Annotated in this window: 9 protein-coding genes and 1 tRNA gene; all 10 read right to left on the bottom strand. The window is 59.7% G+C overall.

Going from position 1 to position 12677, the window contains the following annotated elements:
* Positions 1–233 precede the first annotated feature (233 nt).
* Positions 234–4460: a DNA-directed RNA polymerase subunit beta' gene (gene rpoC / locus AC6H42_RS04425; RefSeq protein WP_497547487.1), complete on the bottom strand. Its 4227-nt coding sequence runs from the start codon at positions 4458–4460 to the stop codon at positions 234–236.
* Positions 4461–4532: 72 nt separating this feature from the next.
* Positions 4533–8642 carry a DNA-directed RNA polymerase subunit beta gene (gene rpoB / locus AC6H42_RS04420; RefSeq protein ID WP_057155335.1) on the bottom strand — a complete coding sequence of 1370 codons (4110 nt, stop codon included), beginning with the start codon at positions 8640–8642 and terminating at the stop codon, positions 4533–4535.
* Between the two features lie 255 nt (positions 8643–8897).
* Positions 8898–9272: a 50S ribosomal protein L7/L12 gene (gene rplL / locus AC6H42_RS04415; protein WP_057155334.1), complete on the bottom strand. Its 375-nt coding sequence runs from the start codon at positions 9270–9272 to the stop codon at positions 8898–8900.
* 64 nt (positions 9273–9336) lie between these two features.
* On the bottom strand, positions 9337–9867 hold the full coding sequence (gene rplJ / locus AC6H42_RS04410) for a 50S ribosomal protein L10 (protein WP_056392631.1): 531 nt from the start codon (positions 9865–9867) through the stop codon (positions 9337–9339).
* Between the two features lie 245 nt (positions 9868–10112).
* Entirely contained in the window at positions 10113–10808 is a 696-nt protein-coding gene (rplA, locus tag AC6H42_RS04405; RefSeq protein ID WP_057155332.1) for a 50S ribosomal protein L1, read from the bottom strand.
* A gap of 2 nt (positions 10809–10810) precedes the next feature.
* Complete coding sequence (gene rplK, locus AC6H42_RS04400; RefSeq protein ID WP_056392621.1) at positions 10811–11242, bottom strand: 50S ribosomal protein L11; 432 nt, start codon at positions 11240–11242, stop codon at positions 10811–10813.
* 111 nt (positions 11243–11353) lie between these two features.
* A complete protein-coding gene (gene nusG / locus AC6H42_RS04395) occupies positions 11354–11971 on the bottom strand; it encodes a transcription termination/antitermination protein NusG (protein ID WP_057155331.1) in 618 nt (205 codons plus the stop codon).
* The gene (secE, locus tag AC6H42_RS04390; protein ID WP_497547486.1) at positions 11971–12354 is read right to left on the bottom strand and encodes a preprotein translocase subunit SecE; all 384 of its coding nucleotides are present in this window, start codon (positions 12352–12354) and stop codon (positions 11971–11973) included. The genes nusG and secE overlap by 1 nt, the downstream gene beginning before the upstream one ends.
* Positions 12355–12389: 35 nt before the next feature.
* Positions 12390–12465 (bottom strand) — tRNA-Trp (locus tag AC6H42_RS04385).
* Positions 12466–12539: 74 nt separating this feature from the next.
* Positions 12540–12677: EF-Tu C-terminal domain-related protein (locus AC6H42_RS04380; RefSeq protein WP_497547488.1), on the bottom strand; the 138-nt coding region annotated here is incomplete at its 5' end.

The raw sequence follows: 12677 nt of genomic DNA, 5'->3' as shown, positions 1-12677 counted from the left end.
CTCGCGAGGGCTGCTTGCTGTCCGTTCCCAAATTTGTGTCCATAATCGAATTTGTGGGCACAAATTTGTTGTGCCTTCGATTCGATCATCAGAGATGCTGCCGCTTGAAGTCTAGACGGCGGCGGCTGGACGCTTACGCTGTACTCGGCCACGCTGTCGGATCTCTTCGGGTCGCAGCAGACCGCATAAAAAAACGGCACCCGAAGGTGCCGTTTTGCTTTGGAGCTTGAAGATTACGCTTCGTCGCCGCCGTGAGGAACTTCCTCGCCTGGCAGCTCGGCCACGATGGCCGCGCGTTCCGCGTCCAGCAGGGCTTTGCGTTCTTCCGCTTCCCAGACTTCCTTCTCGCGGCGGGCGCGGTGGAAGGCCAGGCCGGTACCGCCAGGAATCAGGCGGCCCACGATGACGTTTTCTTTCAGGCCGCGCAGACCGTCGCGCTTGCCCATGATCGCCGCTTCGGTCAGCACGCGGGTGGTTTCCTGGAACGATGCGGCCGAGATGAACGAATCGGTCGACAGCGATGCCTTGGTAATACCCAGCAGCACGTTTTCGTAGGTTGCAGGAATCTTCTGGGCCGCGTTCATGCGGTCGTTTTCTTCCAGCAGCTCGGAACGCTCCACCTGCTCGCCGACGATGTAGTCGGTGTCGCCGGCGTTGACGATCTGGACACGGCGCAGCATCTGGCGCACGATCACTTCGATGTGCTTGTCGTTAATCTTCACGCCCTGCAGACGGTACACGTCCTGCACTTCGTCAACGATGTAACGCGCCAGCGCTTCGATACCCAGCAGGCGCAGGATGTCTTGCGGATCGGCCGGGCCGTCCACGATCATCTCGCCCTTGTTCACCACCTGGCCGTCGTGCACCAGCACTTGCTTGTCCTTGGTAATCAGGAACTCGTGCTTGTTGCCGTCCATGTCGGTGATTTCCAGACGCTGCTTGCCCTTGGTTTCTTTACCAAACGCCACCGTACCGGTGACTTCCGCCAGCATGCCCGCGTCTTTCGGCGAACGTGCTTCGAACAGCTCGGCAACGCGCGGCAGACCACCGGTAATGTCGCGGGTCTTCTGCGATTCGGTCGGGATACGCGCCAGAACCTCACCCACGGACACTTGCTGGCCGTCTTTCACCATGATCAGCGCGCCGACCTGGAAGCCGATCGCCACTGCGTGTTCGGTGCCGGCGATCTTCACTTCGGCGCCGTCTTCGTTCAGCAGTTTCACCTGCGGACGCATGGTCTTGGTCAGCGAACCGCGGCGCTTGGCATCGATTACCACCAGCGTTGCCAGACCGGTCACTTCGTCCACCTGGCGGGCCACGGTCACGCCTTCTTCGACGTTCTCGAAACGCACCGTACCGGCGTACTCGGTGATGATCGGACGGGTCAGCGGATCCCAGGTCGCCAGGGCCGTGCCGGCCTTGATGACCATGCCGTCCTTGACGATCAGGGTCGCGCCGTACGGCACCTTGTGACGCTCGCGCTCACGGCCGTGGTCGTCGGTAATCAGCACTTCACCGGAACGGGAAATGACGATTTGCGCGCCCTTGCCGTTGGTGACGTAACGCATGGTCGAGGTGAAGCGGATGGTACCGTTCGACTTCGCTTCCACGCTCGAGGCCACTGCTGCACGCGATGCCGCACCACCGATGTGGAAGGTACGCATGGTCAGCTGGGTACCCGGCTCACCGATCGACTGTGCTGCAACAACACCGACTGCTTCGCCGGAGTTCACCAGCATGCCGCGGCCCAGGTCGCGGCCGTAGCACTTGGCGCACAGGCCGTAGCGCGTGTCGCAAGTCAGCGGGGTGCGGACCTTGACCTCGTCGACGCCCATGCGCTCGACTTCTTCCACCATGTCTTCGTCCAGCAGCGTGCCGGCTTCGAACACGGTTTCCTGGGTCTCAGGATTGACGATGTCGGTGCCTGCCACGCGGCCGAGGATACGGTCGCGCAGCGCTTCGATCACTTCGCCGCCTTCGACCATCGCCTTCATCAGCGTGCCGTTGGAGGTGCCGCAATCGTCCTCGATCACCACCAGATCCTGGGTCACATCGACCAGGCGGCGAGTCAGGTAACCCGAGTTCGCGGTCTTCAGTGCCGTATCCGCCAGACCTTTACGAGCGCCGTGGGTCGAGATGAAGTACTGCAACACGTTCAGGCCTTCGCGGAAGTTCGCGGTAATCGGCGTTTCGATAATCGAACCGTCCGGTTTCGCCATCAGGCCTCGCATACCAGCCAGCTGGCGAATCTGCGCTGCGGAACCGCGGGCGCCCGAGTCGGCCATCATGTAAATCGCGTTGAACGATTCCTGGGTGGTGGTGGTGCCGTCGCGTTTCACGACGTCTTCCACTTTCAGCTGGTCCATCATGGCCTTGCCGACTTCATCGGAGGTCTTGCCCCAGATGTCGACCACCTTGTTGTAACGCTCGCCGGCGGTCACCAGACCCGAAGCGTACTGCTGCTCGATCTGCTTGACTTCGGACTCTGCAGCCGAAATCAGGGTGACTTTTTGTGGCGGTACCAGCATGTCGTCCACGCAGATCGAAATACCGGCGCGGGTTGCCAGGCGGAAGCCCGACTGCATCAGCTGGTCGGCGAACACCACGGTGGCGCGCAGGCCGCACTTGCGGAACGACGTGTTGATCAGCTTGGAGATTTCCTTCTTCTTCAGCGCGCGGTTCAGCACGGAGAATGGCAGGCCCTTCGGCAGGATCTCGGACAGGATGGCGCGGCCGACCGTGGTTTCATAACGGGTCAGGGTGCGCACGAACTCGCCGGTCGCCGGATCTTTTGGATGCTCGACGATACGCACGGTGATGCGCGTGGTCAGTTCGACTTCCTTGTTGTCGTAGGCACGGATGACTTCCGACACGTCCGGGAACAGCATGCCCTCGCCCTTGGCGTTGATCGCTTCGCGGGTCGCGTAGTACAGACCCAGCACGATATCCTGCGAAGGAACGATGGACGGCTCGCCGTTGGACGGGAACAGGATGTTGTTCGACGCCAGCATCAGCGTGCGCGCTTCCATCTGCGCTTCGATCGACAGCGGCACGTGGACTGCCATCTGGTCACCGTCGAAGTCGGCGTTGAACGCCGCGCAGACCAGCGGGTGCAGCTGGATCGCCTTGCCTTCAATCAGGACCGGCTCGAACGCCTGGATGCCCAGACGGTGCAGCGTAGGCGCACGGTTCAGCATGATCGGGTGTTCGCGGATGACTTCTTCCAGGATGTCCCACACCACCGGCTCTTGAATTTCAACCAGTTTCTTGGCCGCCTTGATGGTGGTAGCCAGACCCATCAGTTCGAGCTTGTTGAAGATGAACGGCTTGAACAGTTCCAGGGCCATCAGCTTCGGCAGGCCGCACTGGTGCAGTTTCAGCTGCGGACCCACCACGATCACCGAACGGCCGGAGTAGTCGACGCGCTTGCCCAGCAAGTTCTGGCGGAAGCGGCCGCCCTTACCCTTGATCATCTCGGCCAGCGACTTCAGCGGACGCTTGTTGGCGCCGGTCATCGCTTTGCCGCGACGGCCGTTGTCCAGCAGCGAGTCCACTGCTTCTTGCAGCATGCGCTTTTCGTTGCGCGTGATGATCTCTGGAGCGCGCAGCTCCATCAGGCGTTTCAGACGGTTGTTACGGTTGATGACGCGGCGATACAGGTCGTTCAGGTCGGAGGTCGCGAAGCGGCCGCCGTCCAGCGGTACCAGCGGACGCAGTTCCGGCGGCAGCACCGGCAGCACTTCCATGATCATCCAGTCCGGCTTGATGCCGGAACGCTGGAACGCTTCCAGCACTTTCAGGCGCTTGGCGTACTTCTTGATCTTCGCTTCGGACTTCGATTCCTTCAGTTCCACGCGCAGCGTCTCGGCATCGCGGTGGATGTCGATCGAGCGCAGCAGTTCACGGATGCCTTCGGCGCCCATGAAGGCGGTGAAGTCGTCGCCGTACTCTTCGTACTTGGCGGCGTAGTCGTCTTCCGACATGATCTGGCACTTCTTCAGCGGGGTCATGCCGGGGTCGGTCACGACGTATGCTTCGAAGTACAGCACGCGTTCGATATCGCGCAGGGTCATGTCCAGCACCATGCCCAGGCGGGATGGCAGCGATTTCAGGAACCAGATGTGGGCGGTCGGCGAGGCCAGCTCGATGTGGCCCATGCGCTCGCGGCGCACCTTGGCCAGCGTGACTTCGACGCCGCATTTTTCGCAGATCACGCCGCGGTGCTTCAGGCGCTTGTACTTGCCGCACAGGCATTCGTAATCCTTGATCGGGCCAAAGATCTTGGCGCAGAACAGGCCGTCGCGCTCAGGCTTGAAGGTGCGGTAGTTGATGGTTTCCGGCTTTTTGACTTCGCCGTAGGACCACGAACGGATTTTTTCAGGAGAGGCCAGACCGATCTTGATCGCGTCGAACGTCTCGTTTTGCTGAACTTGCTTGAATAGATCGAGCAGAGCTTTCATGTATCACTCCAGGTGATTGAATTCTTAAAGCTGCCGGGTGGAGGGTTTCCGCCGCCCGGCGGCGCCAGTGTCTTAGTTGCGTTCCAGGTCGATATCGATACCCAGGGAACGGATCTCTTTCACCAGCACGTTGAACGATTCCGGCATGCCTGCGTCGATCACGTGGTCGCCTTTGACCAGGTTTTCGTACACTTTGGTACGGCCGTTCACGTCATCCGACTTCACAGTCAGCATCTCTTGCAGCACGTAGGACGCGCCGTATGCTTCCAGTGCCCACACCTCCATCTCACCGAAGCGCTGGCCGCCGAACTGGGCTTTACCGCCCAGTGGCTGCTGCGTCACCAGCGAGTACGGACCGGTCGAACGCGCGTGCATCTTGTCGTCCACCAGGTGGTGCAGTTTCAGCATGTGCATCACGCCGACGGTGACCTTGCGCTCGAACGCTTCGCCGGTGCGGCCGTCGTACATGGTGACCTGGTTCTTCGACGGGGTCATGCCCAGTTTCGTGGCGATCTCGTCAGGGTAAGCCAGGTCCAGCATGCGGCGGATTTCGGACTCGTGCGCACCGTCGAACACCGGCGTGGCGAACGGCACACCTTTTTTCAGGTTGTGCGCCAGTTTCATGATCTCTTCGTCGTCGAATTGATCGATGTCTTCCGGACGGCCCGACTCGTTGTACACGGTGGTCAGATACTTGCGCATCTCTTCGACCTTGATCTGCTGCGCCAGCATTTCGCCGATGCGGATGCCCAGGCCCTTGGCTGCCCAGCCCAAGTGGGTTTCCAGGATCTGACCCACGTTCATGCGGGACGGCACACCCAGCGGGTTCAGCACCACGTCGGCCGGGGTACCGTCGGCCATGTACGGCATGTCTTCCACTGGAACGATACGGGAAACCACACCCTTGTTACCGTGGCGGCCGGCCATCTTGTCGCCCGACTGCAGGCGGCGTTTCACGGCCAGGTAGACCTTGACCATCTTCTGCACGCCAGGCTGCAGCTCGTCGCCTTGCGTCAGCTTCTTGCGCTTCTCTTCGAAGGCCAGGTCGAACTGGTGGCGCTTCTCGTTGATGGATTCCTTGATGGCTTCCAGCGCGGTGGCGGCGGCGTCGTCCGCAGGGCGGATGTCGAACCAGTGGTACTTGTCCAGATCATCCAGGTATTCCTTGGTGATCTTGGCGCCTTTGGCCAGCTTCTTCGGACCGCCGTTGACCACTTGGCCGATCAGCATCTTCTCCAGACGCTGGAAGGCGTCGCCCTCCACGATACGCATCTGGTCGTTCAGGTCCAGGCGGAAGCGCTTCAGCTCGTCGTCGATGATCTGCTGGGCGCGCTTGTCGCGCACGATGCCTTCGCGGGTGAACACCTGCACGTCGATCACGGTGCCGACCATGCCCGACGGCACGCGCAGCGAGGTGTCTTTCACGTCCGACGCTTTTTCGCCGAAGATGGCGCGCAGCAGCTTCTCTTCCGGGGTCAGCTGGGTTTCGCCCTTCGGCGTCACTTTACCGACCAGGGTGTCGCCGGCGGTCACTTCTGCGCCGATGTAGACGATACCGGACTCATCCAGACGAGCCAGCTGGTTCTCAGCCAGGTTCGAGATGTCGCGGGTGATTTCTTCCGCGCCCAGCTTGGTATCGCGTGCGACAACCGACAGCTCTTCGATGTGGATCGAGGTGTAGCGGTCGTCTTTCACGACGTTTTCCGAGATCAGGATCGAATCTTCGAAGTTCAGACCATTCCATGGCATGAAGGCCACGGTCATGTTCTGGCCCAGTGCCAGCTCGCCCAGGTCGGTCGATGCGCCGTCGGCGATCACGTCGCCCTTGGCCACGCGGTCGCCCACTTGCACGATAGGACGCTGGTTGATATTGGTGTTCTGGTTGGAACGGGTGTATTTGATCAGGTTGTAGATGTCCACACCGACTTCGCCGGCGGTCGCCTCTTCGTCGTTGACGCGGATCACCACGCGGCCTGCATCGATGTAGTCGACCACGCCGCCGCGCAGCGCTTGCACGGTGGTGCCCGAGTCGACCGCCACGGTGCGTTCGATACCGGTACCGACCAGCGCCTTTTCAGGACGCAGGCAAGGCACAGCCTGGCGTTGCATGTTGGCACCCATCAACGCGCGGTTCGCGTCATCGTGTTCCAGGAACGGAATCAGCGAAGCCGCCACGGACACGATCTGGCCCGGCGCCACGTCCATGTACTGGATGCGCTCCGGCGACACCAGGATGGTCTCGCCGGCTTCACGGGCCGACACCAGCTCGTCGCTCAGTTTGCCTTCGGCGTTGATGGTCGCATTCGCCTGGGCGATGATGTAGCGGCCTTCTTCGATGGCGGACAGGTAGTCGATCTTGTCGGTCACCATGGAGCCTTCGACCTTGCGGTACGGGGTTTCCAGGAAGCCATATTCGTTCAGGCGGGCATACAGTGCCAGCGAGTTGATCAGGCCGATGTTCGGGCCTTCAGGCGTTTCAATCGGGCACACGCGGCCGTAGTGGGTCGGGTGCACGTCGCGCACCTCGAAGCCGGCGCGTTCGCGCGTCAGGCCGCCAGGGCCCAGAGCGGAAACACGGCGCTTGTGGGTGATTTCCGACAGCGGGTTGGTCTGGTCCATGAACTGCGACAGCTGGGACGAACCGAAGAACTCGCGGATCGCGGCCGAAATCGGCTTGGAGTTGATCAGGTCGTGCGGCATCAGGTTGTCGGCTTCGGCCTGGCCCAGGCGTTCCTTGACGGCGCGCTCCACGCGCACCAGGCCGGCGCGGAACTGGTTTTCGGCCAGTTCGCCCACGCAGCGCACGCGGCGGTTACCCAGGTGATCGATGTCGTCCACTTCGCCGCGGCCATTGCGCAGCTCGACCAGGATCTTGATCACGGCCAGCACGTCTTCGTTCGACAGCGTCATCATGCCGGTCAGTTCGTCGCGGCCGATGCGGCGGTTGAACTTCATGCGGCCGACGGCGGACAGGTCGTAGCGGTCGGCGCTGTAGAACAGGCCGTTGAACAGCGCTTCCACCGATTCTTCGGTTGGCGGCTCGCCGGGACGCATCATGCGGTAGATCGCGATGCGGGCGGCGGTCTGGTCCATCGTGTCGTCGATGCGCAGGGTCTGCGAGATGTAGGCGCCCTGGTCCAGATCGTTGGTGTACAGGGTCTGGATGTCGGCGATCGACGCGTCGCGCAGGCGGGCCAGCACGTCTTCGGTCAGTTCGTCGTTGGCGTTGGCCACCACTTCACCGGTTTCCGGATCGACGATGTTCTTGGCCAGCACGCGGCCCAGCAGGTAGTCTTCCGGCACCGAGATATGCTTCAGGCCGGCCGCGTCGATGTCGCGCACGTGCTTGGCGTTGATGCGCTTGTCCTTCATGACGATGGTCTTGCCGGTCTTCGGATCGACGATGTCGAAGCGCGCGACTTCGCCGCGCAGGCGCTCGGCCACGAATTCCATCTCGGCGCCTTCGGAGCGCAGGTGGAAGTTGTCGAATACGAAGAAGTTCGCCAGGATCTGCTCCGGCGTCATGCCGATCGCCTTCAGCAGGATGGTCACTGGCATCTTGCGGCGGCGGTCGACGCGGAAGAACAGGATGTCTTTCGGGTCGAACTCGAAGTCCAGCCACGAACCGCGGTAAGGAATGATGCGGGCCGAGAACAGCAATTTGCCGGACGAGTGGGTCTTGCCACGGTCGTGCTCGAAAAACACGCCCGGGGAGCGGTGCAGCTGCGAAACGATAACGCGCTCAGTACCGTTGATCACGAACGAACCGGTGGTGGTCATCAGGGGCAGTTCGCCCATGTAGACTTCCTGTTCCTTCATTTCCTTGACGACCGGCTTGGTCGGCGATTCCTTGTCCAGGATCACCAGGCGCACCTTGGCGCGCAGCGGCGACGCGAACGTCAGGCCACGCAGCTGGCATTCCTTGACGTCGAAGGCGGGGTCGCCCAGCACGTACGACAGGAACTCGAGACGCGCGAAGCCATTGTGCGAAACGATAGGGAAAATGGAGGTGAAGGCCGACTGCAGGCCGTCATTCTTGCGCGTCGACGGTGCGATGTCTTCTTGCAGGAAGTTGTGGTAGGACTCGAGCTGGGTAGCCAGCAGGAACGGAACGTTGTGGACGTTGGCGCGCTTCGCGAATGACTTGCGAATGCGTTTCTTCTCAGTAAATGAGTAGTGCATGGACACTCCGTGAGTGACAGAAAGGATAGAAAATTCAGGTTTTGCAAGGTGCGCTGCGGAACGAACGTCACACAGACGAAACCTCAAGCCTCTATCATTTCAGGTCGATATGATCAAACTGCAGCTTGAATTTTGCTACAAATACGCGCTACAAATACGACAAAGACGACAAAGGAGCCAAAGCCGGCATTCCTCCCTTCCGGAAGGAATGCCTCACTTTGGCTCGGGCGAAAACTGCTCGCCGGTACAACTAGATTACTTCAGATCGGCCTTGGCGCCAGCTTCTTCCAGCTTCTTCTTGCCGGCTTCAGCGTCAGCTTTCGACAGCGCTTCTTTCACGACTTTTGGTGCGCCGTCAACAACGTCTTTAGCTTCTTTCAGGCCCAGACCGGTGATTTCGCGAACAACTTTGATCACGCCAACTTTGTTTGCGCCAACTTCGGACAGAACCAGGTTGAATTCGGTCTGCTCTTCAACTGCTGCGCCAGCTGCTGCGCCGCCAGCTGCTGGAGCGGCCATAGCGGCTGCCGACACGCCGAATTTTTCTTCGAAAGCTTTGACCAGTTCGTTCAGGTCCATTACGGACATTTCGCTCACTGCGTTCAGGATATCGTCTTTGGAAATTGCCATTTGAAACTCCTAATTTATTTGTATGCTACAGAATTGTTTACTTGAGAAAAAAAGCGCGGCGCTATTAAGCAGCTGCGGTTTCTTCGGCTGCAGGAGCAGCTTCCGAACCTTCGCCTTTTTTCGCTGCCAGAGCAGCCAGACCACGTGCAAAGCCCGATACCGGAGCCAGCATAACGCCCAACAGCTGCGAGATGAGGACTTCACGGCTAGGAATGCTCGCCAGCGCGGTAACAGCAGCTTTATCCAGCTGTTTACCTGCGTAGTTACCGGCGATGATGACCAGCTTGTCGTTGGTTTTAGCGAAGTCGTTGATGACTTTCGCTGCTGCAACGGCATCATCCGAGATCGAGTAGATCAGCGGACCGGTCATGCTGTCAGCCAGGGCGGCGAACTGCGTACCTTCTACTGCACGGCGAGCCAGGGTGTTCTTCAGAACACGCAGGTATACGCCTTGGGTACGCGCTTTAGCACGAAGTTGCGTCAAGTGAGCAACCTGGATGCCACGGTACTCGGCCACGACCACGGTTTGCGCAGTTGCTACTTTTGCGGAAACTTCGGCTACGACGGCCTTTTTGTCATTCAGATTGAGACCCACGGTCAACCTCCTTAAATGATGTTTGGCAAATGCCGCACATCGGTTCGAACAACGGCGTCCGAGGTTAGGAGTCCAATGGACTGCAAAACTTGTTCGGGTACACCATCTGCGTTGGGCGCTGTGTGGCGATTAAGCGGAAAGCCTGCCTGCTGCCCTCCACCCCAACGGTCTTTGATTGCCTGCCCGCCGGAGCGGACAGCCCAAAGATGCGCCCCGGGCTTGCGCCCGGGGACTTGATTCTTTACTTAAGCAGCCAGACCAGCGTGGTCAACACGGACGCCAGCGCCCATGGTCGACGAGATCGCTACTTTGCGCAGGTACACGCCTTTCGACGATGCCGGCTTGGCCTTGTTCAGCGCTTCGATCAGGGCAACCAGGTTGCGCTTCAGATCGGCGTCGTCGAAGGACTTGCGGCCGATGGTGGCGTGGATGATACCAGCCTTGTCGGTACGGTACTGCACCTGGCCGGCTTTCGCGTTTTTCACGGCGGTAGCGACGTCAGGGGTTACAGTGCCCACCTTCGGGTTAGGCATCAGGCCGCGTGGGCCCAGGATCTGGCCCAGGGTACCAACGATACGCATGGTGTCTGGCGAAGCGATGACGATGTCGAAAGGCATGTCGCCGGCTTTGACGCGCTCGGCCAGGTCTTCCATACCAACCACGTCGGCGCCGGCTGCCTTGGCAGCTTCAGCCTTGTCGCCCGAAGCGAACACGGCCACGCGTACGGTCTTGCCGGTGCCGGCTGGCAGCACGACGGAACCACGTACCACCTGGTCGGATTTCTTAGGATCCACACCCAGCTGTACCGACACGTCGATCGATTCGTTGAACTTGGCGGTGGCCAGTTCTTTGATCAGCGCAACTGCGTTGTCGAAAGCGTACACTTTGGTACGGTCTACTTTAGCCTTGATGGCTTGAGCGCGTTTGGACAGTTTTGCCATGATTAGATGCCCTCTACCGTGATGCCCATCGAACGTGCGGAACCGGCGATGGTGCGCACTGCTGCGTCCATGTCGGCGGCGGTCAGGTCCGGGGTCTTCAGTTTTGCGATTTCTTCAGCTTGGGCGCGGGTCAGCTTGCCGACTTTGTCGGTATGTGGCTTCGGCGAACCTTTGGTGACGCCCGAGTGCTTCTTGATCAGGTACGTCGCTGGCGGGGTCTTCATCACGAAGGTGAAGGACTTGTCGGCGAATGCGGTGATCACGACTGGGATCGGCATGCCTGGCTCCATACCTTGGGTCTGCGCGTTGAACGCTTTGCAGAATTCCATGATGTTCAGACCGCGCTGACCCAGCGCTGGACCGATTGGAGGGGATGGGTTTGCTTTACCGGCTGGCACTTGCAGCTTGATAAAGCCAATGATTTTCTTTGCCATTTGGGCACTTCCTATCTTTGGGTTTGAGTAGTAGCGCCCCGCCGGTACTACATGGCAGGGCTCCTCTGATTCGGATTAGGCCGGAGCCGCGCTCCGTGGGGCGCTTGCAGCTTAAACCTTCTCGACCTGGCCGAACTCGAGTTCGACGGGGGTCGCGCGGCCGAAGATGGTAACCGAGACGCGCACTTTGGACTTTTCGTAGTTCACTTCTTCCACGTTGCCGTTGAAGTCGGTGAACGGACCATCCTTGATGCGGACTTGCTCGCCCACTTCGTACAGCACTTTCGGACGCGGCTTCTCGACGCCTTCCTGCATTTGCTGCATGATCTTGTCGATCTCGCGCGCAGGAATCGGAGTAGGCTTGTTCGACTTGCCGCCGATGAAACCGGTGACCTTGCTGGTGTTTTTCACCAGGTGCCAGGTTTCGTCGGTCATTTCCATTTCCACCAGCACATAGCCGGGGAAGAAACGACGCTCGGTGACGGACTTCTGGCCGTTCTTGACTTCCACCACTTCTTCGGTGGGCACCAGGATCTGGCCGAACTGATCTTGCATGCCGGCGCGCTCGACGCGCTCGGTCAGTGCACGCTGGACGCTTTTTTCCATGCCGGAATAAGCGTGCACAACATACCAGCGCTTGTTGCTGACTGGCGTGCTCAGCGCAGCGGCGGCATCTTGTGCCGGTGCCGGAACTTCGCCCGGCACGTCGTCTTGCACATTTTCGCTCATTATTGTTTCCAACCCAGAATCACGTCGTACAACAGGAATTCCAGCAACTTATCCGTGCCCCACAGGAACACAGCCATTACCAATACAAAGGCAAACACGATCATCGTGATTTGCGTTGCTTCTTTGCGCGTAGGCCAAACGACTTTTTTGGTTTCGCGGACGGCTTCTTTAGCGAAATTCAGGAAATCGCGGCCGGAGGTAGAGGTGTAAGCAATGCCGACGGAAATAAGCAAACCACCCACAAGCGCAGCTGCCCGCACCAGGGATGGTTGACCTGCCAGGTAAAAGAACCCGACTACGCCTGCAATCGCTGCAACCACTGCCAGCACGACTTTGAACTTGTCGTTTGACGTGCTAACGGTTTGCACGGATTGATTAGACATTCTATTTTACTTTCGGTGCCCTGCACCAGATTCGGTGGCAGGGGCGGAGGGCCTCGAACCCCCAACCTTCGGTTTTGGAGACCGACGCTCTGCCAATTGAGCTACGCCCCTACGTAAAACTTGATCAGTGAATCCGCAATTATAGCACCCGACTGCAGTCGGGCGCTAGTGTTTGGCGCAGATTCTTAGCCGAGGATCTTGGCAACGACGCCAGCACCCACGGTACGGCCGCCTTCGCGGATTGCGAAGCGCAGACCTTCTTCCATCGCGATCGGGTTGATCAGCTTGACGGTGATCGACACGTTGTCGCCTGGCATAACCAT

Source organism: Massilia sp. NBRC 108631 (genome assembly GCF_059704565.1).
The sequence above is the reverse complement of the archived record's forward strand: the minus strand, read 5'-3'. Positions and strand labels throughout refer to the sequence as shown.

Excerpts from the sequence above, each read along its gene's own strand:
- rplA (WP_057155332.1), bottom strand. The coding sequence starts at position 10,808 with ATGGCAAAACTGTCCAAACGCGCTCAAGCCATCAAGGCTAAAGTAGAC.
- rpoC (WP_497547487.1), bottom strand. The coding sequence starts at position 4,460 with ATGAAAGCTCTGCTCGATCTATTCAAGCAAGTTCAGCAAAACGAGACG.
- rplL (WP_057155334.1), bottom strand. The coding sequence starts at position 9,272 with ATGGCAATTTCCAAAGACGATATCCTGAACGCAGTGAGCGAAATGTCC.
- rplK (WP_056392621.1), bottom strand. The coding sequence starts at position 11,242 with ATGGCAAAGAAAATCATTGGCTTTATCAAGCTGCAAGTGCCAGCCGGT.
- secE (WP_497547486.1), bottom strand. The coding sequence starts at position 12,354 with ATGTCTAATCAATCCGTGCAAACCGTTAGCACGTCAAACGACAAGTTC.
- rpoB (WP_057155335.1), bottom strand. The coding sequence starts at position 8,642 with ATGCACTACTCATTTACTGAGAAGAAACGCATTCGCAAGTCATTCGCG.
- nusG (WP_057155331.1), bottom strand. The coding sequence starts at position 11,971 with ATGAGCGAAAATGTGCAAGACGACGTGCCGGGCGAAGTTCCGGCACCG.